Origin of the sequence: Geopseudomonas aromaticivorans, from assembly GCF_019097855.1 — a bacterium.
Lineage (GTDB): Bacteria > Pseudomonadota > Gammaproteobacteria > Pseudomonadales > Pseudomonadaceae > Geopseudomonas > Geopseudomonas aromaticivorans.
The window spans coordinates 172,155-196,453 of sequence record NZ_JAHRGL010000080.1 but is presented as its reverse complement, the minus strand read 5'-3'; the positions used below and the strand labels follow the sequence as shown (position 1 = coordinate 196,453).

Annotated in this window: 18 protein-coding genes and 1 tRNA gene; 5 read left to right on the top strand and 14 right to left on the bottom strand. The window is 64.6% G+C overall.

The window, feature by feature from the left end; all coding sequences use genetic code 11:
* Positions 1–71: 71 nt before the first annotated feature.
* Entirely contained in the window at positions 72–836 is a 765-nt protein-coding gene (locus tag KRX52_RS20485; RefSeq protein WP_217683573.1) for a YoaK family protein, read from the bottom strand.
* A gap of 370 nt (positions 837–1,206) precedes the next feature.
* On the opposite strand from KRX52_RS20485, the gene speC reads away from it, so the two are divergent.
* Positions 1,207–3,363, top strand: a complete 2,157-nt coding sequence (gene speC, locus KRX52_RS20480; protein ID WP_217683572.1) for an ornithine decarboxylase — start codon at positions 1,207–1,209, stop codon at positions 3,361–3,363.
* 138 nt (positions 3,364–3,501) lie between these two features.
* On the opposite strand, the gene KRX52_RS20475 is transcribed toward speC, so the two are convergent.
* From KRX52_RS20475 to KRX52_RS20435, 9 genes are all read right to left on the bottom strand, one after another.
* On the bottom strand, positions 3,502–5,697 hold the full coding sequence (locus KRX52_RS20475; RefSeq protein WP_217683571.1) for a M10 family metallopeptidase: 2,196 nt from the start codon (positions 5,695–5,697) through the stop codon (positions 3,502–3,504).
* A gap of 171 nt (positions 5,698–5,868) precedes the next feature.
* Entirely contained in the window at positions 5,869–6,552 is a 684-nt protein-coding gene (locus KRX52_RS20470) for a 2'-5' RNA ligase family protein (RefSeq protein WP_217683570.1), read from the bottom strand.
* A 1-nt stretch (position 6,553) separates the two neighbouring features.
* Entirely contained in the window at positions 6,554–9,199 is a 2,646-nt protein-coding gene (locus KRX52_RS20465) for a DEAD/DEAH box helicase (RefSeq protein WP_217683569.1), read from the bottom strand.
* A gap of 58 nt (positions 9,200–9,257) precedes the next feature.
* On the bottom strand, positions 9,258–10,244 hold the full coding sequence (locus KRX52_RS20460) for a glycosyl transferase family protein (protein ID WP_217683568.1): 987 nt from the start codon (positions 10,242–10,244) through the stop codon (positions 9,258–9,260).
* Positions 10,241–10,576, bottom strand: a complete 336-nt coding sequence (locus KRX52_RS20455) for a TusE/DsrC/DsvC family sulfur relay protein (RefSeq protein WP_217683567.1) — start codon at positions 10,574–10,576, stop codon at positions 10,241–10,243. Before KRX52_RS20455 ends, KRX52_RS20460 begins: the two co-directional genes overlap by 4 nt.
* Positions 10,573–10,872 carry a sulfurtransferase complex subunit TusB gene (gene tusB / locus KRX52_RS20450; protein ID WP_217683566.1) on the bottom strand — a complete coding sequence of 100 codons (300 nt, stop codon included), beginning with the start codon at positions 10,870–10,872 and terminating at the stop codon, positions 10,573–10,575. Before tusB ends, KRX52_RS20455 begins: the two co-directional genes overlap by 4 nt.
* The gene (tusC, locus tag KRX52_RS20445) at positions 10,872–11,231 is read right to left on the bottom strand and encodes a sulfurtransferase complex subunit TusC (RefSeq protein ID WP_217683565.1); all 360 of its coding nucleotides are present in this window, start codon (positions 11,229–11,231) and stop codon (positions 10,872–10,874) included. Before tusC ends, tusB begins: the two co-directional genes overlap by 1 nt.
* 1 nt (position 11,232) lies before the next feature.
* Positions 11,233–11,625, bottom strand: a complete 393-nt coding sequence (gene tusD / locus KRX52_RS20440; protein ID WP_217683564.1) for a sulfurtransferase complex subunit TusD — start codon at positions 11,623–11,625, stop codon at positions 11,233–11,235.
* Positions 11,626–11,716: 91 nt separating this feature from the next.
* Positions 11,717–12,385 carry a Bax inhibitor-1/YccA family protein gene (locus KRX52_RS20435; protein ID WP_217683563.1) on the bottom strand — a complete coding sequence of 223 codons (669 nt, stop codon included), beginning with the start codon at positions 12,383–12,385 and terminating at the stop codon, positions 11,717–11,719.
* Between the two features lie 183 nt (positions 12,386–12,568).
* Here KRX52_RS20435 and KRX52_RS20430 point away from each other — a divergent pair.
* Both KRX52_RS20430 and KRX52_RS20425 read left to right on the top strand, forming a co-directional pair.
* A tRNA-Ser gene (locus KRX52_RS20430) sits at positions 12,569–12,656 on the top strand.
* 227 nt (positions 12,657–12,883) lie between these two features.
* Entirely contained in the window at positions 12,884–15,028 is a 2,145-nt protein-coding gene (locus KRX52_RS20425) for a TonB-dependent receptor plug domain-containing protein (protein WP_217683562.1), read from the top strand.
* A 143-nt stretch (positions 15,029–15,171) separates the two neighbouring features.
* Here the strand turns inward: KRX52_RS20425 and KRX52_RS20420 are convergent, their stop codons facing one another.
* From KRX52_RS20420 to KRX52_RS20405, 4 genes are read right to left on the bottom strand one after another with little or no spacing between them, the layout of a single operon-like run.
* Entirely contained in the window at positions 15,172–15,531 is a 360-nt protein-coding gene (locus tag KRX52_RS20420; protein WP_217683561.1) for a response regulator, read from the bottom strand.
* Positions 15,528–17,267 carry a sensor histidine kinase gene (locus KRX52_RS20415; RefSeq protein ID WP_217683560.1) on the bottom strand — a complete coding sequence of 580 codons (1,740 nt, stop codon included), beginning with the start codon at positions 17,265–17,267 and terminating at the stop codon, positions 15,528–15,530. Before KRX52_RS20415 ends, KRX52_RS20420 begins: the two co-directional genes overlap by 4 nt.
* Before the next feature lie 44 nt (positions 17,268–17,311).
* On the bottom strand, positions 17,312–18,442 hold the full coding sequence (locus KRX52_RS20410; protein WP_217683559.1) for a response regulator: 1,131 nt from the start codon (positions 18,440–18,442) through the stop codon (positions 17,312–17,314).
* A complete protein-coding gene (locus KRX52_RS20405; protein WP_217683558.1) occupies positions 18,439–21,465 on the bottom strand; it encodes a hybrid sensor histidine kinase/response regulator in 3,027 nt (1,008 codons plus the stop codon). The genes KRX52_RS20410 and KRX52_RS20405 overlap by 4 nt, the downstream gene beginning before the upstream one ends.
* Positions 21,466–21,798: 333 nt before the next feature.
* Here KRX52_RS20405 and gacA point away from each other — a divergent pair, with 333 nt between their 5' ends.
* Together gacA and uvrC are read left to right on the top strand one after the other, a co-directional pair.
* Complete coding sequence (gene gacA / locus KRX52_RS20400; RefSeq protein WP_217683557.1) at positions 21,799–22,443, top strand: response regulator transcription factor GacA; 645 nt, start codon at positions 21,799–21,801, stop codon at positions 22,441–22,443.
* Between the two features lies 1 nt (position 22,444).
* Positions 22,445–24,271 carry an excinuclease ABC subunit UvrC gene (gene uvrC / locus KRX52_RS20395; protein ID WP_217683556.1) on the top strand — a complete coding sequence of 609 codons (1,827 nt, stop codon included), beginning with the start codon at positions 22,445–22,447 and terminating at the stop codon, positions 24,269–24,271.
* The last annotated feature ends 28 nt before the right edge of the window (positions 24,272–24,299 follow it).

Sequence of the window (24,299 nt, the reverse complement as noted above, 5' to 3'; positions counted from 1 at the left end):
CGCCGTATCTGGGGAGCCGGCTGCTGGCGGCCCCCCGCGCTTGCAGGGTGGCGGACGGTCGGTGTGCGGTCTCAACGCCGCCGGCGCCACAACCACCAGTTCAGGCGCAGATCGTCCAGCATCGGCACCACTGCCAGGGTCATCAACAGGGCGGCCAGCGGTACGGTGGCGAGAAAGCCGAAGTGCTTGAAGCCGAACGCGCCACTGAGCCCGCCGGCGAAGAAGCAGCCGACCAGCAGGGCGTTGATGCGCAGGCGCTCGCGGTTGGCATGCACGGGGAACTGGTTGGCGCGGTCGTGGCGATTGACGTAGAGCGCCTTGCCCAGTTCGATGCCGATGTCGGTGACCATCCCGGTGATGTGGGTGGTGCGAATCTCGGCGTTGGATAGTTTGGTGATGATGGCGTTCTGCAGACCCATGATGAAGCACAGCAGCATCACGGTGAGCGGCACGAAGAAGCCAGGCACCTCCATCAATCGTGCACCCAGCACGCCGAAACACAGCAGCAATCCTGCTTCGAGTGCCAGCGGCAGGGCGAACTGGCTATGCAGGCGTCGTCGGCGCGAGAAGTTGATCAGCAGGGTGGAGCTGATGGCGCCGAAAACGAACGACAGGAACCCGCCGATCCCGCCCAGCGCCAGATCGGTCTTGCCCAGCACCAGGTTATCGGCCACCGAGGAAAGGATGCCGGTCATGTGCGAGGTGTACTGCTTGACGGCCAGAAAGCCGCCGGCATTGGCGGCACCGGCGATGAAGGCCAGGCACAGGCCGAGCTGGCGATTGCTCTGCTTCGAGCGGCGACGGTCGGTGAGGCGACGCGCGTACTTGATGGGCATGGTTCCGGTGATTCCATCCGTCCGGGCTGCGGATTCAGTGGCGGGATTATACGGCTGGACTGCGGCAAGGGGAGAATTGCTTGCTCCTGACAGTTGCCGAGGGACGGTCGGGAACGACGTCTTGCAGAGTTGGGTTTTTGTATTCGCTATTTAACATAATGAAATTAGGGTATGCCCGATCAAACTTGGCCTCCCTGCACTGCCAGGTCATCAATGGGGAGGGGCTGTGGGGGGGGCTCGAAAGAACTGTACCTGCAGCCGCTCGTGCCGCGGCCATCGCCGGCTCCTGCCGTAGGGCGCTGGCAGAACCGCCGCCAGTGGCTAGATTCAAGCAAGTTGCCTCAATGAGGCCTTCAGCTCGGAGATCCCCATGAGTACGTTCAAGGTCGCCTGTCCACCGTCACTGTTCGACAGCTTCGTCCTCGACTACCCATTGATCGATCTGACCGGCACCGACTTCACCAATGTGGCGGCCGCGGTGGCGACGGTGGAGCAGGCGCATGACGTGCTGGCGAAGATCACCCACACCGGCTTCCCGATCCCGCTGTTCGTCGCCCTGCGGCCGGACGAGACGGTGCCGGAGGACATCCTGTCGCGCATTGCCGGCACGCTGCAGGTGGGCAAGGGCGAGCGCCACTTCAACGGCAAGCGCATCGCCCAGGCGGCCGACACCTACGCGCAGAAGCTCTACCCACCGTTCTTCAAGGCGCTCAAGGAGTACGTCAAGACCGGCAACGTGGCCTTCGACTGCCCGGGGCACCAGGGCGGCCAGTTCTTTCGCGGCCACCCGCTGGGGCGGGCGTTCTTCGAGTTCTTCGGCGAGAACGTGTTCCGCGCCGACCTGTGCAACGCCGACGTCAAGCTCGGCGACCTGCTGATCCACGAGGGGCCGGCCCGCGACGCGCAGATGAACGCCGCGCGCATCTACAACGCCGACAAGACCTACTTCGTGCTCAACGGCACCTCGACCTCGAACAAGGTGGTCACCAGCGCGCTGCTGGCCAAGGACGACCTGGTGCTGTTCGACCGCAACAACCACAAGTCCATCCACCTCGGTGCGCTGATCCTCTCCGGCGCCAAGCCGGTGTACCTGGAAACGGCGCGCAACTGCTACGGCTTCATCGGCGGCATCGATGCGCACTGCTTCGACGAGCAGTACATCCGTGCGGCGATTGCCGAGGTCGACCCGGACAAGGCCCAGCAGGAGCGGCCGATCCGCCTGGCGGTGATCCAGCTCGGCACCTACGACGGCACCATCTACGACGCCCGCCAGGTGGTGGAGAAGATCGGCCGGCTGTGCGACTACATCCTGTTCGACTCGGCCTGGGTCGGTTACGAGCAGTTCATCCCGATGATGCACGACAGCTCGCCGCTGCTGCTCGAGCTGGGGCCGGGCGATCCGGGATTGTTCGTCACCCAGTCGGTGCACAAGCAGCAGGCGGGCTTCTCGCAGTCGTCGCAGATCCACAAGAAGGACCGCCACATCAAGGGCCAGGCGCGCTACTGCAACCACAAACGGCTGAACAACGCCTACATGATGCATGCCTCCACCAGCCCGTTCTATCCGATCTTCGCGGCGCTGGACGTCAACGCGCAGATGCACGACGGCCTGGCCGGGTGCAACCTGTGGCGCGAGTGCATCAAAAACGGCGTGGAGGCGCGCAAGCTGATGCTGCGCACCTGCAAGTACATCAAGCCGTTCATTCCTGCGCTGGTGGATGGCCGCCCGTGGGCCGAGCACGAAACCGAGATGATCATCGACGACCTGCGCTTCTTCAAATTCCGGCCGGAGGACAAGTGGCACGACTTCGCCGGCTACGCCAGGGACCAGTACTACGTCGACCCGTGCAAGATGCTGCTGACCACCTTCGGCATCGACCCGACCACGGGTGGCTATGCCTCGCTCGGCGTGCCGGCCGCGGTGCTCGCCCACTACCTGCGCGCCAATGGCATCGTGCCGGAAAAGGCCGACCTCAACTCGATCCTGTTCCTGCTCACGCCCTCGGACAACTTCGCCAAGCTGCAGCATCTGGTGGCGCATATCGCCCAGTTCGAGCGCCATATCGACCACGACAGCCCGCTGAGGGAGGTGCTGCCGGCCATCGATGCCGCGCACGAGAAGTACAGCGGCTACACGCTGCGGCGGCTGTGCCTGGAAATGCACGATTTCTACAGGCGCCACGAGATGAACAAGCTGCAGAAGCAGATGTTCCGCAAGCAGCACTTCCCCCGCCAGGCGATGACGCCTTGGGAGGCCAACCAGCACCTGCTGCGCAACAACGTGGAGCTGGTACCGCTGGCCGAGATCGACGGGCGCATCGCCGCCGAGGGCGCCTTGCCCTATCCGCCGGGGGTGCTCTGCGTGGTGCCCGGCGAGGTCTGGGGCGGCGCCGCGCTCAAGTACTTCCTGGCGCTAGAGGAGGGCGTCAACGCGCTGCCCGGCTTCGAACCGGAAATCCAGGGCGTCTATCTGCAGCGGGAGGCCGATGGCAGCAAACGCGCCTATGGGTATGTGATCAAGGAGTAGCGTGGGGAGAATAGGAGCCCGGTCGGTAACGCTCCTTTTACTCCTGGCTGGCCACTGTGCTCAACTTTCGGGGCGCCGAACACTTTTCGCCTGGGGAGCACCGCGAGGGATGCTTTCGGGCGGACTGCGTGATGAGCGTCAGACGTAATAAACCGAGTCGATGAACTGGATGCTTTCCACCCCGACCAGCTTTACGGCGAAAGCGTCGGCAATCAGCAGGGTTTCGCTGGCGGAGGAGGCGATCAGTACGCTTGTTTCGGCGATGGAGAGAGCCAGCAGGTCATCGCCATCCCCTCCGTAGACGGTGTCGTAGCCCCCTGCGCCCATATTGAATACGTCGTTGCCGGCATTGCCGTAGAGGACGTTGTCGACTTCGTTGTCGAAGAAAGTGTCGTTGGCACCGCCGCCTACGGCGTTCTCGATGACGACGCCATAGGCGATGCCCAGTGCACCTTCGCCGGTAAAGAACTCGTCCGCCAGGCTATTGAAGGTTTTTTCGACAAACTGGTCGTAATACGAGTGGCCGAGCGCTGCGGTGAGGGTTGCCTGGGCCTCGGCGATCTGGGTGTCGAGACTGCGGTAGTTGACCGTGCTATAGCTGCCGGGCCTCAGGTCGATGACGTTCTGGTGCGTGGTGAGGGACAAGTCCAGCGTATCCGTGCCGCCGGCATCCCAGATGGTTTCGTAAAAGGGGGCATCGCCGTAGGTGTAGGTGTCGTTGCCGGTTGCCGTGGCCGTGTCGGCGCCGTACAGGCTTTGCAGGGCAGCAATGTCGTACACCATGAAAGTGTGCGGGTAGACGCTCTCCGTGCTGAAGGATACCGGACCGTCTGCCCAGGAAAGTACGGGTACGAGCGCCTTGTTTTCGGTGTACGACATCACCGTGTTGGTATGAAAGTCTTCGCTTTCAGGCAGGACTGACACCCCTTCGAAAGGGTGTTTCAGGCCCAGTGCATGCCCTAGTTCATGGAGGACGCCAAAATAGGCGTAGGTGCCGTCGGCGAAGCTTTCGGTCGCCTCACTGATCAGGTTGCTGCCGAGGAACAGATCCCCTGCGATGGCAAGCTGCCCGGAAACCTCTGGAAAGTAGGCGTAGGCATAGGTGGTGCTGGGTGTATCGACTACGCCGAGCCGGATGTCGCCGTTGCTGTCCACCTTGCCGATGTCGAGACCGCTGATGGCTTCGGCATGTTGCATCAAGGCGTCGATCCGGCCCTGCGCGAAGGCCGGAACGGGCTGCCAGTTGACGATGTCACCCTGGTTGCTGTGGTCGGCCGGTTGCGACTGCTCGTAGCTGTAGGTGAGGCCGGTCTTGCCCCACTTCAAGAAGCTCGACTCCAGGCTTATGTCCAGCGCCTGGACGATGTAGTTGCTGGTATCCAGCAACTCGCTGGTATGTACGCCAGAAATGGTCTGGCTTTTCGATATGGCCTGTTGCTCAGGCGTATTGCTCTTCAATAGTTCATCAAGCAGGGCCGCAACATTGTTCACGGCAACGTCGGTTTTCAGCGAGCCGGCAATGCTGTCGCTGGATTTTTCGAGACGCTCCAAGGTTGCCAGTACACCATCGACCGTCGCCGCCGTCGCGTTCTTTCCCTTCGCCAGTACGGTGCCGATCAGCTGGGTGATGCTGGCGGTGGTCATGACGATCACGCTGGCTGCATCAGCGGCCACGCTGACGACATGATCGCGCTGTTCGGTACTGAGGCCGGCGGAATCGGAGGCCGTCGCGAGGATCTCGGCGATCTGCGTCGCATCGTCGAGATGCAGTTGTTTGCCATCGGCAATCTGCCGGGCAATGGCATCGCGCAGACCTGCCTGCAGGGTGCCGCTATTTGCGCCGGATGCTCCGGCCAGCACGGCGCCGCCCATTTTCAGCAGGGCATCCAATTGCTCCTGTACCTGCAGGGCCTTGAGGGCGTTGGTCACCTTTGGACTGCCGGCCTTGCCGAGGTCGGCAGTTTTGGCTGGGTCGAGCGTCAGCAGGTTGATTCCCTTGAGTCCCAGCGATAGCAGCAGACTCTTGGCGGCAACGCTCGGGGAGGTGCCGGTCGCCTGGGTGATTGACTGGATCAGGGTGGTCAGCGAGTTCACCACCTTGGCGTTGCTGGCAGCAGTGAGCGTCAGGGTGTTGGCCAGGTCGGTTGCGAGGTTGATGCCGCCCTCGATCACCAGCGGGCCTTTCAGCGCCTTGCCGGCGCCGCTCAGGATGAACTTGCCGCTGGCATCGGCGACAGTGGCAATTTCGTTGCTGTCCCGGACGCCATCGCCGTCCAGATCGACGAATACGCTGGCGTTGCCGATACCGCTGATGACCCCAGACTTCTTAGCCATGAAGATTTCCTATCCTGATTTCTTGCCGGAGCTCGGCGGCCGGCAAAGGGAGATCGCCAGCCGATTTAGACTGGTCTGCGGGCCGGCATGAGTCTGCTGCGTGGCAAGTTCGGGGCGGATGATAGCGTCCCGGCGAGGAGTATGGCGAAGCAGCTGCCAATGACGAGTCATTCAACCGGTAGTCGGCGTAGCAGCCAGGCCGTCTGGGGACCAGCTCCACCGCCGGAGGTCGAGGCACCGCTCGGTGTGCAGCGGACCGAACAACTCGGTAGCGGCATACGTGCTGTAGTGCAGCTCGCCTACCGGCAGTGGCAGCAGCTCGTCTTCGGCAAAGGCGGCCAGTCGTGCCTGCAGCGTCTGGCCTGGCAGGCTGCAGGCATACAGGCCCACGGTGAGATGCGCGTGGTAGGGGCTCTGGCGGATCTCCGCGCTGTGTCCAGCCAGGGTCGCCCGCAGGGTTTGCAGGCGGCCTGCAGGATCGCTCACGCTCAGGAAGGGCGCGCTGGCAAAGCTGTCCAGACCGCCGATCTGCAGCTCGAATGCTCCTGTGTCCAAACGCTGCAGGGCGGTGAGCTGGGCCTCGAGGCGTTCGCTCGGGAAGTCGTCGTCGAACTGCGCCTGTCCGGCCGGGAAACCGCAGACGAACAGGGTGATATGCGCCTGGCGCCGGTAGCCGGCATGCAGCCAGTCGCCCAGATGCTGCTGTGCCCGATCCACTCGGGCCAGCACCTGCGGACATTCCACCGGCAGGGTCCATACGCCATAGCGGGCGCGGCCGCGGTGCCATTCCGGGTAGTCGCGCTGCGCGCAGGCGATGCTCTGCGCCGGAGCCTGCAGGGGATCGGAGAACAGCACCTCAGGCCAGCGGCGCCAGCAGGGCGTTCAGGTCGGCCTCGCTGAGTGCCCAGTCGCCCTGGCCGCCGCCTTCCAGCACGCTGCGCGCCAGGCTGGCCTTGCTCTGCTGCAGCTGCTGGATCTTCTCCTCGACGCTGCCGCGGGCGATCAGCTTGTAGACAAACACCGGCTTGTCCTGGCCAATGCGGTAGGCGCGGTCGCTGGCCTGCGCCTCGGCGGCCGGGTTCCACCAGGGGTCGAAGTGGATCACGGTGTCGGCCGCGGTCAGGTTGAGGCCGGCGCCGCCGGCCTTGAGGCTGATCAGGAACACCGGTACCGCGCCACTCTGGAACGCCTGCACCGGCGCACGGCGGTCCTGGGTGGCGCCGGTGAGTTTGACGTAGGCGATCTTGCGCGCCTTCAGTTCGTGCTCGATCAGGCCGAGCATGCTGGTGAACTGGGAGAACAGCAGCACGCGGCGGCCCTCGCTGGTCAGCTCCTCGAGCATCTCCAGCAGGGCGCTCAGCTTGCCGGAGTCGGCGCTGCCGTGTTCGGCGCCTTCGTCACCGAGCAGACGCAGGTCGCAGCAGGCCTGGCGCAGGCGCAGCAGGGCCTCGAGGATGACGATCTGGCTGCGGCCGATGCCCAGGCGCTGGATTTCGGCGCGGACCTTCTGGTCCATGGCCAGGCGCAGGGCCTCGTAGCGGTCGCGCTGCACGTCGGTCAGCTCGATGCGCTGGGTGATCTCGGTTTTCGGCGGCAACTCACGCGCCACCTGCTCCTTGGTACGGCGCAGCAGGAAGGGTCTGACCCGCGCAACCAGATGGGCCAGGCGCAGGGCGTCAGCTTTCTTTTCGATCGGCGTGCGGTAGGTGCGGGTGAAGGCCTTGCTGTCGCCGAGCCAGCCGGGCATCAGGAAGTTGAACAGCGACCACAGCTCGCCGAGGTGGTTTTCCAGCGGCGTACCGGTCAGGCACAGGCGCTGGTCGGCGACCAGTTGGCCGGCGGCCTGGGCCGCGCGGCTGCGCGGATTCTTGATGTTCTGCGCCTCGTCGAGGATCAGCAGATGCCAGCCGCGACCGCTGAACTGCTTGAGGTCGCGCGGCAGCAGGGCGTAGGTGGTCAGCACCAGATCGTGCTCGCCGATCTGCTCGAACAGCGCCTTGCGCTTGGCACCGTGCAGGGCCAGCACGCGCAGCTCCGGAGCGAAGCGCACCGCTTCGTCCTGCCAGTTGGGGATCAGGCTGGTTGGCATGACGATCAGCGCTGGTCTGTTCAGACGTCCTGCCTGCTTCTCGGCGAGGATGTGCGCCAGGGTCTGCAGGGTCTTGCCCAGGCCCATGTCGTCGGCGAGGATGCCGCCGACCTTGAGTTCGCGCAGCGCCTGCATCCAGGCCAGGCCTTGCTGCTGATAGTCGCGCAGCTCGGCGTGCAGGCCGCTGGGGATCGGCACGGGTTGCTGCGGCAGTTGCTGCAGGCGACGGGCGAATTCGCGCAGACGCTCGCCGCCCAGCCAGTGCAGGGCGGGTACCCCCTCCAGCGCGGCGAGACGCGCGGCGTCGGCGCGGCCCAGACGCAGGCGTTCGCCCGCGCTGCTGTCATCGACCTCGTCTTCGCGGAAATACAGCTCGCCGAGGCTGGCCAGCAGTGGCTTGAGCCGGCCGAACGGCAGCGCCACGCGGCGGCCGACGCCAAGGCTGCGCGGCAGCGGCACCAGCAGTTCCTCGTCGTCGGCGCGCTGGGCCAGCGCCTCGCCGGTGAGCAGCCAGGGCGAGTGGCGGATGGCATGCAGGAGGATCGGCAGCAGGCTGACCTGCTCGCCGTCCACCTCGATGCCCATCTCCAGATCGAACCAGTCGCCTTCCTCCGACTCCTCGATGCCTACCTGCCACTCACCGAGCGTCGCCAAGTTGAACTGGAAGTCCGGCTGCAGGCGGATCTGCCAACCCTGCTCGCGCAGTTGCGGCAGTTGCTCGCGGACGAAGTGCAGCCAGGCCGCATCGTCGGCCAGCTCCAAGGGTTCGCCGGCGCTTTCCGGTAGCGCTTCGCTGCGGCGCAGGGCAATGCTGAAGCCGTACCCGGTCAGTTGGCGGCGCAGGCTGGCCTCGGCCTCGAGCTGGCGGAAGATGCGCAACTGGCGTCGGCCATCGAGGCGGACCAGCCATTCCTTCTGCGCTACCCGGCCAAAGGTGACGTGGCCCTGGTAGTCGAAGGAGAGGGCCGCGCGGTGCTGGGTCTGCTCGATCATCCGCCCCTTGCGCGCGTCGTAGTGCACGCGCACATGGCTGCCGAGGATCAGGCGCGGCTGTGGCGGCTGGGTAGGCTGGTCGATGATCTCCGGCGGAACCGCGCTGTCCGGCAGGGTCCAGCCCTGCTGCTGCTGGCGTTCCAGGGTGAGCAGGGCGGCGACCACGTGCTTGCAGTTGTAGCCGACCGGGCAGCTGCAGCGGCCGTCGACGTCCCAGTGTGCGCCGCGGTCGATCAGGCGGATGCGCTGGCGGTAGCGCTGACGGCCGGAGCCGCGGCACTCGGCGAGCAGTACGCCCTTGTCGAGCTGCTCGATCTGCGCGCGGTTGTCCATGGCGTAGTCGCGGCCACGGCTGAAGTCGCCGGGGCCGAAGGCTTGGCGCCAGTCCTGGACACGCAGGGTGTGGATGGACAGGGTCATGAAGAGTCAGACCGGGAAGCCGTCGGCTGGCTCCCGATCGGCAGCCAGCCCTGACGGCTCAACCCAGTCGTTGCTCCCACAGCACGCCCGCACGGGCGAAGGCGGCCTCGCGCTCGAGACCCAGGCCGCGCAGGGCCAGGGCCATGGTCGCCACTACGGCCAACTGGCCGTAGGCATCGTCCGCCTCGCCACGCCAGAAGGCAGCCAGGTGCGTCGGGTCGAGGCTGGCCGGCTTGACGTGCCGCTGCGCCGACAGCGCGGTCCATTCCTCGTCCCACGCCTGGCCGGCGCTGGCGCCGAACAGCTGGGTGTCGACGTCGGGATTGACCTCGATCTCGCCGCCATCGCCCTTGATCACGATGGAGTGATCGCCGAGCAGCACGCCGGCGTCGCGGTGGGTCGCCTGGTAGCCGGGGTGGAAGATGCTCTGCAGCACGCAGCGCGCGCCCAGCGGATTGAGCACACGGGCCAGCGAGTGGATCGGCGAGCGCAGGCCGAGGGTGTTGCGCAGATCGATCATGTGCTGCAGGCGCGGCATCCAGGCGTCCAGCGGGATGAAGGCGATATGGCTGTGGTCGAGGGCCTTGGCCACTTCGTCCCAGTTGGCGCAGCAGGGGATCTCCAGCAGCTCCAGCAGTTGTTCCGTGTACAGACGTCCGGCGGTATGCGCGCCGCCGCCGTGCAGCAGGATGCGCACACCGCTGGCGGCCAGGGCCTTGGCCGCTAGCAGGTACCAGGGCAGGTGGCGTTTCTTACCGGCGTAGCTCGGCCAGTCCAGGTCGACCTGGATGCCGGTGGCCGGCAGGCGCTCGCGCACCGCCTCGGTGAACCCGGCCAGCTCTTCGGCGCTTTCCTCCTTGTGGCGCAGCAGCATGAGGAAGGCGCCAAGCTGGACCTCCTCGACCTTGCCGTCGAGCAGCATGCCCATGGCCTCGCGGGATTCCTCGCGCGTCAGGCCGCGCGCACCGCGCTTGCCCTTGCCGAGGATGCGTACGAACTGGGCGAACGGGTGTTCAGCGGGAGTCACCAGGGTCGGGATCGTCATATGCAATTGGTCGGTTTGGGCAGTCCGGCCAGTTTGGCGGCCAGTTTGGCGGGGGTGCCATGGAACAGTTTGTTCAGGTGCAGGCTGTTGCCTTTTTCCGGGCCGAGCTGCTGCGCGGTGTAGCGGATCAGCGGGCGGGTGGCCGGCGACAGCTGGAACTCGGCGTAGAAGCGCCGCAGCAGCTCGAGGATTTCCCAGTGTGCGGCGCCCAGCACCATCTGCTCGCGGGCGGCCAACGCCTCGGCCACCGCCGGGCTCCAGTCGTCGAGTTCGAGCAGGTAGCCATCCTTGTCGAGGGCGATGTCCTTGCCCTGTACGTTGATCGTGCTCATAGCCAGCTGTTGGTCCGCTCGAAACGCAGGGTGAGGTCGACGAAGCCGACGTAGTCCACTGCTTGGACGAAATCAGGAGCGGCCAGGCCCCGGGCGGCGAGATCCTCGGCCAGGGCGAACAGCGGTCGGTCGGCCGGCAGCTCGCTCAGCACCTCGAACGGGCGCGAGCCAGGTTGCAGGGCGTACACCGCATCACCGGTGAGCAGCACGCCGTCGCCCGCGCCGAGCAGGCGCAGGCAGCTGGCACCGCTGGTATCGGTGAATGGCGAGCGGGAAAGCAGGTGCAGGGTGGCCATCAGAGGGTGATCACCAGGTCGTGTTGGTTGAGCAGGGCGGCCAGCGCCGCATCTTCCACCGGCGTAACCGGCAGGGTCAGGTGCTCGGCGCTCAGGCCGCGGCGATCCAGGTCGGCGCGGGCGACGTACAGCGCCTCGACGCCGAACAGCGGCAGCGCCTGCAGGTTGGCGGTGAGGTCCTTCTGCTGCACGGCGGCCGGCTGCTGGCGGGGCTGCAGCTGGAACACGCCGTCATCGAGAAACAGCAGGCTGATCGGCAGGTCGAAGGCACCGCCAGCCAGGGCGATGTCCAGTGCCTCGCGGGCGCCCGGACCGCTCCACGGCGAACGGCGGCAGATCAGCAGCAGGGATTTGGCCATCTCAGTCGCCTCCGAAGCAGATCAGGCGGTCGGCTTCCTGGGCCGCCTCGTGCAGCTGGCCGAGGCCGGACAGTTCCCAGGGCGCCTCCAGGTTATGGCTGGCGCGGGCGTAGCGCTGCGCTTCCTCGTCGTTCAGCACGCCGCGGCGCAGGGCGGCGGCGATGCACACCACGCCATCCAGCCGGTGCTCGCTGACGAAGGTGCGCCAGGCCGCCGGCAGGTCCAGCTCGTCCTGGGCGCTGACCGTCAGCGAGGATGCGAGGTGTACGCTGTCCTGATAGAAAAACAGGCGCACGATCTCATGGCCCCCGGCGAGCGCGGCCTCGGCAAAACGCAGGGCGCGGCGACTGGAGGGCGCGTGGGGTGGAGCGAACAGGGCGATGGCGAATTTCATCTGGGAAAGCCTGGGCAGAATGCCGCCCATGATAAACGCAAACGAAAGAGCCCGCCAAAGTGGCGGGCTCCGGGGACGGCTCGGATTGGGATCAGTCGTCGCGGCCCATGATGCCGAAGATCTGCAGCAGGCTGAGGAACAGGTTGTAGATCGACACGTACAGGCTGATGGTAGCCATGATGTAGTTGCGTTCGCCGCCGTGGATGATCTCGCTGGTCTGCCAGAGGATCGCCGCCGAGGAGAACAGCACGAAGCCGGCGCTGATCGCCAGTTGCAGGCCGCTGATCTCGAACAGCCAGGCCGCCAGCGTGGCGCCGAGCAGCACGAAGAAGCCGACGGTGATGAAGCCCGACAGGAAGCTCATGTTCTTGCGGGTGGTCAGCACGTAGGCGGACAGGCCACCGAACACGATGGCGGTCATGGTGAAGGCGCTCACGATCAGGTCGGCACCGTTGCTCATGCCCAGGTAGCGGTTGAGGATCGGGCCGAGCGTGTAGCCCATGAAGCCGGTCAGCGCGAAGGTGCTGAGCAGGCCCCAGCCGGAATCGCGCAGCTTGGTGGTGAGGAAGAACAGGCCGTAGAAGCCGACCAGGGTGATCAGGAAGCCCGGATGCGGCACGCCGGCCTGCTGCGCGGCGAAAGCCACCAGGCCGCTGAAACCGAGGGTCAGCGCCAGCAGGGCATAGGTGTTGCGCAGGACCTTGCTGCTCTCCTGCTCGGCAACCTGCGAGTTCTGTAGGGCATAGGGTTGTTCGCGCATGGGTGTTCCTCCTGGAAATCGTGGTCTGTTGCGAGAATGCTCGAAGCATAGCAAAGCTGCCGTGGCGGACGGGCAACCAGAGTTTGACAGGCTATTTCTATCGGGTAGTATTGCCGCCGCATCTGCGCAGGTAGTGGTAGGTCGTCTAAGTCCGGGCATTGAAAGGCTCGGCATGTAAAATTTGGAAGCGTGGCCGAGTGGTTTAAGGCAGCGGTCTTGAAAACCGCCGATGGGCAACTATCCTAGAGTTCGAATCTCTACGCTTCCGCCATCTATATGCGACAAAGCCCCGGACCCCGGGGCTTTGTCGTTTCTGGTGCTTGCTTCTTCTCCGGTTGCTGACCCGATGGCAGGTGCTTCAGGTAAATGGCCGTTATTGCTCGCCGAATCCGGTTTAAGCGGTTAACGATTGTCTTGGTTGAACGCTTTCTCGTCACAGACTAAGGCTGGGCACTAGGCTAGAATCCCGCGAATTTGTCCTGCTCGCGAAGATTGCCAGTGTCTATTGCCCGCCGTTTCGCTCTGCCGACCCTGTTGCCTTGCCTGCTATCCAGCCCTGCCGGGCTGGCCGCCGACCTGTTTCTTGACGGCGAAGAGCTGCCCGTGGTGCTCACCGCTACGCGGCTCCAGCAATCCCCGGCGGCGGTGCCGGGCAGCATTACGGTGCTCGATCGGCAGCTGATCGAGGCCACCGGCGCGCGCGACATTCCGGAGTTGATGCGTCTGGTGCCGGGGATGATGGTCGGCTACACCAAGGGCAACCTGAGCACGGTCAACTATCATGGCGGCCGCGTCAGCGAGGCCCGCCGCCTGCAGGTGCTGGTCGATGGCCGCTCGGTCTACCGGCCTGGCCTGGCTACCGTGGACTGGACCGACCTGCCTCTGGCCATCGAAGACATCGAGCGTATCGAGGTGTTTCGGGGACCGAACACCGTCAGCTACGGCGCCAATGCCTTGGCCGGCGTCATCAGCATCACCACTCGCCGTCCAGCGGATAGCCATGGCACCCGCCTGAAATACACCCGCGGCGAGCGTGGCGTTGTCGACTGGTACGCCAGCGAAGGCTTTCGCGCCGGCAGCGGTGATTTTCGCCTGTCGCTCTCAGGGCAGGAGGACAATGGTTTCAGCCATACCGACGAGGGCGAGAAATACCGCGACAGTCGGCGTAGCACGCGCTTTCAGCTCAGCGCCAGTCATGTCCTGAACGACGAGCAGAGCCTGGACTGGCAAGTGGCGGCCAAGGAAGGCAGCAACCAGCGCAACTATTACTCCGATGAAGAAGCCCTGATCGCCAATGTCGTCGGTCGTGGCGATACCGACAAGGATGTGGTGGCCCGTGACTATGCCGGCTCCGTGCGCTGGAGCTTCGATGCCAGCGCCGATCACAATGTCCAGGTGCAATCCCATGTGCAGCGCTGGGAACGGCGCCAGGAGTGGCGTGCCTGCGACCTCGCCCTGTCCTTCACTCCCGAGGTGGGGCAGCTGTTTGCCCTGAACCCGGACAGCCTGGATACGCTGGCACGCCTGCTCAGAAAACGCCGAGGCGATGCCGTTGAGACCTTGCTTAAGGGCCAGGAACAGGCTCTGGCCAAAGTCATCCGCGACAACTACACCGGGCCTGACGGCGCTGCACTCCGCGCTCCGGTGTGCGGCGATATCAACACCAACATCGACGAAACCCGCTTCGACCTGGAGGTTCAGGATACGCTGAGCCTTACGGACAACCTGCGTGTGCTCAGCGGAGCCAGTTACCGTCGTGACCATAGCAGTTCGGAAACCTACTTCGACGGCAGCCTCAGCAACGATATCTGGCGGTTGTTCGGACATCTGGAGTGGTACCTGAACGAACACATCGTGCTGCAGGGCGGCGCGATGTACGAACAGGACAAGTTCAGCGGCGACTCGCTGACGCCGCGCGTGGCGCTCAACTATCTGATCACTCCGCGGCACGGTCTGCGCTTGGTCTACTCGGAGGCTGTGCGCTCTCCGGACATGTTCGAGGACCGGGTGCAGTGGCGCTACCGCATGGAGAACCTCTCCGGCGACTCCGCGGGCCGCGACTCGGTCTACTACTATGCCTATGCCAACGGGCCGAAGAACCTCGACCAGGAAATCATGCGGTCGCGGGAGGTCGGCTACAACGGTCAGTTCGACTTCGGCCTGCGCATCGACGTCCGGTTGTTCCACGAAGAAATCCACCAGATGATCAGTGAGCCTCTGGACATCACCGAATTCCGGCCGAGTAACGACAACCAGATGTGGTTCCGAGGCGCGGAAACCGAGATCGACTGGCAAATCGACCGTGCCGACCGCCTGCGACTGACCTATGCCTACGTCGATTTCGCCGCCACGGCCAAAATCGATCGTCGGCTGACCGCCCGCTACAGCGGCTCCGCAGGCTGGTTGCGCGACTGGGGGCATGGCTGGTCGAGCAGCCTGTTCTATTACGGGGCCGACCTGCTCAACGAGCGCCGTTTCGAACGGCTCGACCTGCGCCTGGCCAAACGCCTCCGTCTGGGTGCGACCGAACTCGAACTGGCAGGTGTCCTGCAACAGCGGTTGGATGACGAAGCCCTGACCTGGCGGGAAAACCTCTACGACGACCGCCGGCAGGTGTACTTCAGCGCTCAGCTCGAGTTCTAGCGTCCAGTGGTTGTTGAGCGCGGCGGCACGCGCGCCAGCTGAACGGGGCGGCGAGCAGAGTCGGCACCTAGCTGGCCGGGATCGAATCGGTTGCAACCCGGCGGGCGCGCCTGTCGATCCCCACGACCGGCCAGCGGGGTGAATCAATCCGGATCGATGCCCACCTTGGCCAGCAAGGTCTTGATGTCGATCGGCTTGACCAGGATATCGTCGAAGCCGGCGGCCATGATTTCCTGGATTTCCGCCGGCAGAGCGTGGGCGGTATAAGCAATGATGCGCAGCCCGCTGAGGGTCGGGTCGCTGCGCAGGCGCTGGCATACTTCGGTACCGGACATGGATGGCATCATGATGTCGAGCAACACGCAGTCGAATTCGCCGCTGCTGGCCATCAGCAGGGCATCTGCGCCGTTGTCGCACTCGGCCACGCTGCAGCCATAGCGCTGCAGCAGGACTCGGGGCAGGGTGCGGTTGAAGGCGGTGTCGTCGACCAGCAGGACTTTCATCGGTGCTCCAGAGAATGCAGCGGCAGGCGTACTTCGAAGGTGCTGCCCAGGCCCGGTGCTGAATGCAGGGTGATGCTGCCGCCCATGATGGTCACCAGCTCGCGTGACAGGGCCAGCCCGAGGCCGGTGCCGGCGTGCTGGCGGGTAACGAAGGTGTCGATCTGGCGGAAGCGCTCGAAGATCACTTCCTGCTGGTCCAGGGCGATCCCGGGGCCGGAGTCTTCGACCGCGAAGCACAGGTAACCCTCGGTCTGCGAGACCTGCAGGGACACATGGCCTGCACTGGTGAACTTGAGTGCATTGTGCAACAGGTTGCTGAGCACCTGCAGCAGGCGAGTGCGGTCGCAGCGCAGGGTGGTCGGCAGGCCGGGTTGCAGGCGGGCCTCCAGGGTCAGGCCCTTGCTCTCGGCGAAGGACCACTGCATGTCGATGGCATCCCGGGTGAGGGCGGACAGGTTTTCCTCGGCGAAGTGCAGCTGCATCTTGCCGGCCTCGATGCTGGCCTGGTCGAGGATGTCGTTGACCAGTTCCAGCAGATGCCGGCTGCTCTTGTGGATGATGCCGGCGAACTCGCGGCTGCTGGCGTCGCCGCCGGTTTCCTGCAGGTATTCGGCGTAGCCGATGATGCCGTTGAGCGGCGTGCGCAGTTCGTGCGACATCGAAGCCAGGAATTCGGACTTGAGGCGGTTGGCCGACTCGGCTTTGGCCTGGCTGACGCGCAGGCGATCAGAGATCGTGCGCTGGCGCTGCAGCAGGCTGACGGCGAGCAGGCCGAACAGCAGCATGACCGCCGACATCAGGCTGGCGAACAGGAAGTACTGCTCGCGTCGTTGCAGATAGTCGGCCATGCCTTCCTCGCGACCCACGCCGACCAGTACCGCCAGCGGCAGGCCCTCGAGCTTGCGGAAGCTGTGGATCCGCTCGATGCCGTCGATCTTGCTGTGGGCGATGTAGTGCCCCTGGTTCTGCGTCTTCAGCAAGTCGAACAGTGGCGACTCGGAAATGTCCCGGCCGATGCTCGCCAGCGGGTCGGTGTCCCTGGCGGAACGACGGGCGCGCACGATGCCGTCGAAGCCGGCCATGGTGATGATGCCGTCGTGGCCGATTTCCATGTCGTTGTACAGGCTGGTGAAGTAGAACGGGTCGATGGAGATCACCGCCACGCCGCCGAAGCTGCCATCCGGCTTGTCGATGCGCCGGGTCATCTGGATCGACCACTTGCCGGTTGCGCGGCCGAGCACCGGCTTGCTCACCCACAGTTGGTCGCCAGGGTGATCGCGATGGACGCGAAAATGCTCGCGGTCGGAAAGGTCGATCCGCTTGTGCTCGGCCATGTTGGACAGGATGTAGATGCCGTGCTCGTCGATGATGCCCAGCTGATTGAAGATATTGCTGATGATCAGGCCGTCGCGGACGAAGCCGCGGATGTCGATCTGCGTGCCGTGCCGCGCGTACTGATGCTGGAGAAAGCGTAGCGTCTGGTCGGCGCTGGTGATGGTGCGTACCGCGTGGGCCTCGAAGGCGCGCGCCAGATTCAGGGTGTTGCGCTTGAGTTCCTGTTCGGTATGGGCCTTCTCATGCTCGGCCTTGAGCGCCACGCCGGCCCACAAGGCAGCGATCAGGCTCAGGGTGAGGCCGAGAATCAGCGCGTAGGCGAGCGGGCCTTCACGCCAGCTGGCACCGGCAGCCGGCCGTGCGCTCGGCAGCGAGGGCTGCGCGCTCCCCGTTGGCGGCAAAAGTGCCGCTTCGGGTTGATGAGTTGTCGAGGCGGCCGGCACCTTCAGGCTCCGGTGTGATCGAGAGGCGCGGTTTCCGGCTGATCGGCATAGTGGGTGGCGATCTCATGGAAAACTTCATGCAGTTCGAGGAAGGCATCCACCATGTCGGGGTCGAAATGGCTGCTCTTGCCGGCGCGGATGATCTTGACCGCTTCCTGGTGGGTCATCGGCGCCTTGTAGACGCGGCTGCTGATCAGCGCGTCGTAGACATCGGCGATGGCCATCAAGCGGGCCGAGATCGGGATGGCATCACCCCTCAAGCCCTGCGGGTAGCCGCTGCCGTCCCATTTCTCGTGGTGGCTGTAGGCGATTTCCTTGGCGATGTGCAGGAAGGGCACCGGCCGGCCGGTCATGCGCTCGGCATGGGCGATGGCCTCGCCGCCGAGACGGGCATGGGTCTTCATCACGTCGAACTCGTACTGATCGAGGCGGCCGGGCTTAAGCAGGATGCTGTCGGGGATGCCGATCTTGCCGATGTCGTGCAGCGGCGCTGACTTGAACAGCAGTTCGATGTTGGCTGCGGTCAGGAAGTTGGCGAAGCGCGGGTGCTGGCGGAGACCTTCGGCCAGGACGCGCACATAGTTCTGCGTACGGCGAATGTGGTTGCCGGTCTCGTTGTCGCGGGTTTCTGCCAGCGAGGCCATCATCTCGATGGTTGCATCCTGCACCGCCACTATTTCGCGCATGCGACGCTGCACTTCCTGCTCGAGGTATGCACTTTTGTTGCGCAGGAAGTCGGCCGAAGCCTTGAGCTTCAGATGGGTGCGGATCCGGGCGAGCATGACTGGCGGGCTGATCGGCTTGGTGATGTAGTCCACCGCGCCCAGCTCCAGACCGTGCTGCTCGTCCTCGATGCTGGTGCGTGCGGTGAGGAAGATCACGGGAATGTCGCGCAGCCGGATATCGGCCTTGAGGCGGCTGCAGACTTCATAGCCATCCATTTCCGGCATCATGATGTCCAGCAGGATCAGGTCGGGCTGCTCCTCTGCACCGGCGATGCGCAGCGCGGTCTGCCCGTTGTTGGCGACCTTGATCCGGTAGTCGTGCTTGAGCAGGTTGTTGACCAGAACCAGGTTGTTGGGATTGTCGTCGACGATCAGGATCGTCGGTTTTTTGCTCTCATCCATGGTCATGCGGTTCTCGGTCTGCTTGAGTCGGCGGGCTGGCGGGTCATCAGCGAGCGCAAGAATGCCAGTGCCTTGTCGAATTCGAAATGTTTGATCGCGTGCTCGAGCTGTGGGTACGCGTCGGGAAAGGCTGTTTGCAGGGCCGTGGATTGCTGGCTGAGCCAGCTGACTGCCTCGGCGTCGTCTTCGGCGAGATAACCAGCCAGTTTCTGGCAGACCTGTTCCAGGTGCTGCAGGTCGATGGCCTCGGCGTGTGGCTCGCGGCGCTCAGCGAGGATCCGCTGCAGGTCGCTCAGCAGGGGCGTTAGCCGGCTTTCCAGGCGCGCCAGGGCCTGCTCGGTCAGGGCGGTCGACGCTTGGCTGCGCAGGGCCTGTTCCAGTTCGGCCGCGCAGGTCATGACGGTCGTGGCGCCTACGGTGCCGGCCACGCCCTTGAGGGTATGTGCCAGCCGTTCGGCGGTGCCCCGTTCATTCTGCGCCAGTGCGTTGCGGATATTGCGTGGCGTGTTCTCCTCGCTTTCTACCAGGCGGCGCAGCAGGTCCAGGTAGAGCGCGCGGTCACCGAGGACCCGTTGCAGTCCTTCGCCGGTGTCGAGTCCGGCAATCGTGGGCAGCACGGTCTCCGGTGCTTCGCAGACGGGAGCCGCGACCATGTCGGCACCCAAGGCAGCGGCTGGCCGCGCCCTGATCCATTGGCGCAGGGAGGCATACAGCTCTTCCACCTTTAGCGGCTTGGGGAGGAAGTCGTTCATGCCGGCTGCGAAGCAGCGCTGGCGGTCCTGCGGCATGGCGCTGGCGCTGATGGCTATGATCGGCAACTGGCCACGCTCGCCCATCTGGCGGATTTCCCGGGTGGCGCCTTCGCCGTCGAGCACGGGCATCTGCATGTCCATCAGCACCAGGTCATAGTCCTGCTGGCGCACCCGCTCGACTGCCACTTTGCCGTTCTCGGCAATCTCGACCACCATACCGACGTGCTGCAGCAGCTTGCTGACCAGCCGCTGGTTGACCTCGTTGTCCTCGGCCAGCAGTACCCGGCAGCCCTGCAGGTCGAGACTCGGCAGCCGTTGCTGCAGGCTGCTGGTAGCAATGCCGAGCGGAATACTGAGCCAGAAGGTGCTGCCGCTGCCGTGCTGGCTTTCGACGCCGACGGTGCCGCCCATGAGTTCGGCGAGCTTTTTGGCGATCGCCAGTCCGAGGCCGGTGCCGCCGAACTTGCGGGTGCTGGACGCATCGGCCTGGTAGAAGCTGTCGAATAATGCACCTTGCTGATCCTCGGTCAGGCCGATGCCGGTATCGCGGACCATGACTTCGAGGTTGAACTCGCTGCCGCCGGTCCGTCGCCCGCGCACGCTGATCTCGACTTCGCCCTGGGGGGTGAACTTGATCGCGTTGTCGACATAGTTGGCGAGGATCTGGCCGACCTTTGCGGCGTCACCCAGCAGACGCGGCGGCAGCTCCGCCGCCACTGTGCAGGTGAAGCGCAACCCTTTGGTCCGTGCCTTTTCCTTGAAGCGCTGGCTGACCGAGTCGAGTAGGTCCTGCAGGTTGAAGGGCTCGTGCTCGAGCAGCAGCTGGCCGGCCTCGATACGCGAAAAGTCGAGGATATCGTCGATCAACGCCCTCAACTGCTCGCTGGCGCACTCGATTTGCCGCAGGTAGTCGTGTTGCTGGGCGTCCAGACGGGTCTGCAGCGCCAGGTGGGTCATGCCGACGATCGAGTTCATCGGCGTGCGGACTTCATGGCTCATGTTGGCGAGAAAGTCGGACTTGGCCTGGGCCGCTTTCTCGGCCTGGATGCGGGCCATCTGCAGTTCGCGTTCGGCCTGGTCCCGCTCGGAGCTGTCGCGGATCATGATGCACAGCGTGGCGGGGTTGCTACCGAGTACCGGCAGAGGGGAAAGGCTCACCTCGATCGGGAGTCGTCCGCCCCCCTTGTGAATCCCTTGCTGGCGCATTAGCGGCAGGTATTCGCCATCCTTCAGCGCCCGCGTGCGCAGTTCGGCGTAGAGATCGTGGAAGTCGCTTGGTATCAGCGTGATCAGTTGCCGGCCGATCAGCTCACCTGGCGCGTAGCCAAACAGGCTGTCGACCTTCGGGTTGGCCAGAACGATGAGGTTCTTTTCGTCGACGACCAGGATGCCGTCGGGAGCGGACTCGATGATGCTGCCGTACCAAGCCACGGTCTGCTGGATGCGCTCCTGCTCGGCGGCCAGTTCGCTGGCTTGGTGGTGCAGCTGCGTCGCCTGTTGCTGGATGGTCAGGCTGGCCTGGCGCGAGTCCTCGAGGGCATGCGCCAGATCGGCGATTTCCGCGCCGTGAACGCTTTCGTCGAAACGTACGCTGTCGTCGCCGGCCAGCAGACGCCGGGTCTTGGCCGTCATGCTGGCAAGTGGGGTGATCAGTCGACGCCGGTAGAACATCTGCAAGCTGGCCAGCACGACCAGTGCGGTGACGATCAGTAGGCCCAGCGCAACAGTGTCGGCCACTTGCGCCTGGTTGGCGAGCAGCGCAATTCGCTCGCGCAGGCGCGCATCGATCAGGTGCCGTGCCTCGTCGAGCGGCGACATGATGGAGTCCTTGGCCTGCACATAATCGACGCCATAGACCAGTGCCAGGGCTGTCTGGCGGTCGCCGCCGCCCATGGCGGAAAAGGCCTGTCTCTCCAGGTGGAGCAGTTGGTCGGAGTTGTGCTTGGCCTGCGCGATCAAGTCCAGCTCGGTGGATGCAACCTCCAATGCCCGCAGGCGCTCGACAGCCTTTTCGCGGGAGCGGAAGGTGTCCAGCTCGCGCTGGAAGAGCTGGCGATAGTGCTCGTCGCCGGTCACCGCGTAGCCGCGTACCGCATTGGTCAGCACATCGCTGCTATCGGCGAGCAAGTCGACGGCCGCCTGCGATTCGTCGAGCTGGCTAACGGCCTGCTCGCGCTCCTGCAGGAGGTGGGAGTGGCGAAGGGTGGCGCCCAGGGTGAGGAGGGCGAGCACTATGATCATCATGGTGATCAGCTTGCTGCTGGTGTCGATGCTCATGGCGGAACTCCGCGGGGGCTTTTCGACGCCATCAGCGGGAAATCACCGCGGATGTGGCGCGTCTTCTAAAGGTTATGATTCTTTGATTTTATGTGACGCGATTCGCATAAAACAACAATTAATCGCTGGTTTTCACTGCTGTCTGCCCGGCCGCTCCATGCTCAGGTACGACATCGGCAATGCAAGCGTCGAAGGATCCGCGGCGCTGCCTGCGATGGGCCGCCGATCCTTCAGGGAGGAGGGGCTATCTGTCATTTGCCGGTTTCATTTGTTAAGGTTCCCGACGATTTCAAGATTCCCAGACTAGCCATTGTGGCATTACCGAGGTATGGCGTGATCAACGTGCTCGTCGTGGATGACCACGACTTGGTGCGCACCGGCATCCGGCGCATGCTGGCCGATGTGGATGGTGTGACCGTGGTGGGCGAGGCCGACTCTGGCGAGGCGGCTTTGCTGCGCGCGCGCGAACTCAAGCCGGATCTGGTGCTGATGGACGTTAAGATGCCCGGCATCGGTGGCCTGGAGGCGACCCGCAAGATCATCCGCAGTCACCCCGACATCAAGGTGATCGCCGTCACCGCCTGCGACGAGGAGCCGTTCCCCACCCGGCTGTTGCAGGCCGGCGCATCGGGCTACCTGACCAAGGGGGCAGGGCTGGAGGAGATGATCAAGGCTATCCGTCAGGTGTTTGCCGGCCAGCGCTACATCAGCGCCGATATCGCCCAGCAGCTGGCGCTCAAACCGTTCCAGCCGCAGGTCGATGCGACGCCCTTCGATCTGCTCTCCGAGCGCGAGATGCAGATCGCCCTGATGATCGCCGAGTGCCAGAAGGTGCAGAGCATCTCCGACAAGCTGTGCCTGTCGCCGAAGACGGTGAACACCTACCGCTACCGCATTTTCGACAAGCTCGAGATCACCAGCGATGTCGAGCTGGCCGTGCTGGCGATTCGCCACGGCATGGTCGAAGTCGACAGCTGAGATGAGTGCCGTGTTCGACAGCAGCGGCTTTCTTGCCGCCTGCAGCGCTCGCCCGGGCGTGTACCGGATGTTCGATGCCGAGGCTCGGCTGCTGTATGTCGGCAAGGCCAACAATCTGAAGAAACGCCTGGCCAGCTACTTTCGCAAGAGCGGGCTGGCGCCGAAGACCGCGGCACTGGTGGCGCGCATCGCGCAGATCGAGACCACCATCACCGCCAACGAGACCGAGGCGCTGCTCCTGGAGCAGACGCTGATCAAGGAATGGCGGCCGCCTTACAACATCCTGCTGCGCGACGATAAATCCTATCCCTACGTGTTCCTGTCCAGCGCGGATGAGTACCCCCGCCTGGGTATCCACCGGGGCGCGAAGAAGCAGAAGGGTCGCTATTTCGGTCCTTACCCCAGTGGCCTGGCGATCCGCGAGAGCCTCAGCCTGCTGCAGAAGACCTTCCAGGTACGCCAGTGCGAGGACAGCTATTTCAAGAATCGCACCCGGCCCTGCCTGCAATACCAGATCAAGCGCTGCAAGGCACCCTGTGTTGGACTGGTGACTCCTGAGGAGTACGCCGAGGACGTGCGTCGTTCGGCGCTGTTCCTCGAGGGGCGCAGCAATGTGCTGAGCGACGAACTGAGTGGCGCCATGGAGAAGGCCGCCGCCGCCCTCGACTTCGAACGTGCCGCCGAGCTGCGTGACCAGATCGCCCTGCTGCGTCGGGTGCAGGACCAGCAGAGCATGGAAGGTGGCAGCGGCGACGTGGATGTGGTTGCGGCGATGGTCAGCCCCGGCGGTGCCTGCGTGCACCTGATCACCGTGCGTGGCGGACGGGTGCTGGGCAGCAAGAACTTCTTTCCGCAGGTGGCGATCGAGGAAGCCGCGGCTGACGTGCTGGCGGCCTTCCTCGCCCAGTACTATCTGGGCACCAGCGAGCGCGACCTGCCGAACGAGCTGATCGTCAACTGCGAGCATGAGGACTTCGCCACGCTGGTTGCGGCGATTGCCGAGGTGCGTGGCCGCGAGCTGACCATCAGTCACCGTGTACGCGGTACCCGCGCGCGCTGGCAGCAGCTGGCGGTGACCAATGCCGAGCAGGCACTGGCTGCGCGACTGGCCAACCGCCAGCATGTCGCCGCGCGCATGGAGGCGCTGGGTGAGGCGCTGGGTATGGACGAGCCGCCGCAGCGCCTGGAGTGCTTCGACATCAGCCACTCCAGCGGCGAGGCCACGGTCGCCTCCTGCGTGGTATTCGGCCCTGAAGGGCCGTTGAAGTCCGACTACCGCCGTTTCAACATCGAGGGGGTGACGGCCGGCGACGATTATGCTGCCATGCATCAGGCGTTGACCCGCCGTTTTCGCCGGCTCAAGGACGGCGAAGGCAAGATGCCCGATATCCTGCTGGTCGACGGCGGCAAGGGGCAGCTGAACATGGCGCGCGAGGTGTTGCAGGAGCTGGCGGTGGTCGACCTGGTCCTGCTCGGCGTGGCCAAGGGTGTGACCCGCAAGCCGGGCCTGGAAATCCTCTACTTGAACGATGCCGAGCACGAATTCACCCTGCGGGGTGACTCGCCGGCGCTGCACCTCATCCAGCAGATCCGCGACGAGGCGCATCGCTTTGCCATCACCGGCCACCGGGCCCGACGTGGCAAGGCGCGGCGCACCTCGAGTCTGGAGGAGGTGCCGGGGGTCGGCCCCAAGCGGCGGCGCGACCTGCTCAAGCATTTCGGCGGATTGCAGGAGTTGGCGCGGGCCAGCGTCGAGGAAATCGCCAAGGCCCCGGGTATCAGCAAAAAGCTTGCAGAGTTGATTTATGCTGTCCTGCACAGTGAGTAGAATGACGCAACTCTTTGAATATCAAAGG

Coding starts and splice junctions, on each gene's coding strand:
- KRX52_RS20485 (WP_217683573.1), bottom strand. CDS start 836: ATGCCCATCAAGTACGCGCGTCGCCTCACCGACCGTCGCCGCTCGAAG.
- speC (WP_217683572.1), top strand. CDS start 1,207: ATGAGTACGTTCAAGGTCGCCTGTCCACCGTCACTGTTCGACAGCTTC.
- KRX52_RS20475 (WP_217683571.1), bottom strand. CDS start 5,697: ATGGCTAAGAAGTCTGGGGTCATCAGCGGTATCGGCAACGCCAGCGTA.
- KRX52_RS20465 (WP_217683569.1), bottom strand. CDS start 9,199: ATGACCCTGTCCATCCACACCCTGCGTGTCCAGGACTGGCGCCAAGCC.
- KRX52_RS20460 (WP_217683568.1), bottom strand. CDS start 10,244: ATGACGATCCCGACCCTGGTGACTCCCGCTGAACACCCGTTCGCCCAG.
- KRX52_RS20455 (WP_217683567.1), bottom strand. CDS start 10,576: ATGAGCACGATCAACGTACAGGGCAAGGACATCGCCCTCGACAAGGAT.
- tusB (WP_217683566.1), bottom strand. CDS start 10,872: ATGGCCACCCTGCACCTGCTTTCCCGCTCGCCATTCACCGATACCAGC.
- tusC (WP_217683565.1), bottom strand. CDS start 11,231: ATGGCCAAATCCCTGCTGCTGATCTGCCGCCGTTCGCCGTGGAGCGGT.
- tusD (WP_217683564.1), bottom strand. CDS start 11,625: ATGAAATTCGCCATCGCCCTGTTCGCTCCACCCCACGCGCCCTCCAGT.
- KRX52_RS20435 (WP_217683563.1), bottom strand. CDS start 12,385: ATGCGCGAACAACCCTATGCCCTACAGAACTCGCAGGTTGCCGAGCAG.
- KRX52_RS20420 (WP_217683561.1), bottom strand. CDS start 15,531: ATGAAAGTCCTGCTGGTCGACGACACCGCCTTCAACCGCACCCTGCCC.
- KRX52_RS20410 (WP_217683559.1), bottom strand. CDS start 18,442: ATGACCATGGATGAGAGCAAAAAACCGACGATCCTGATCGTCGACGAC.
- KRX52_RS20405 (WP_217683558.1), bottom strand. CDS start 21,465: ATGAGCATCGACACCAGCAGCAAGCTGATCACCATGATGATCATAGTG.
- uvrC (WP_217683556.1), top strand. CDS start 22,445: ATGAGTGCCGTGTTCGACAGCAGCGGCTTTCTTGCCGCCTGCAGCGCT.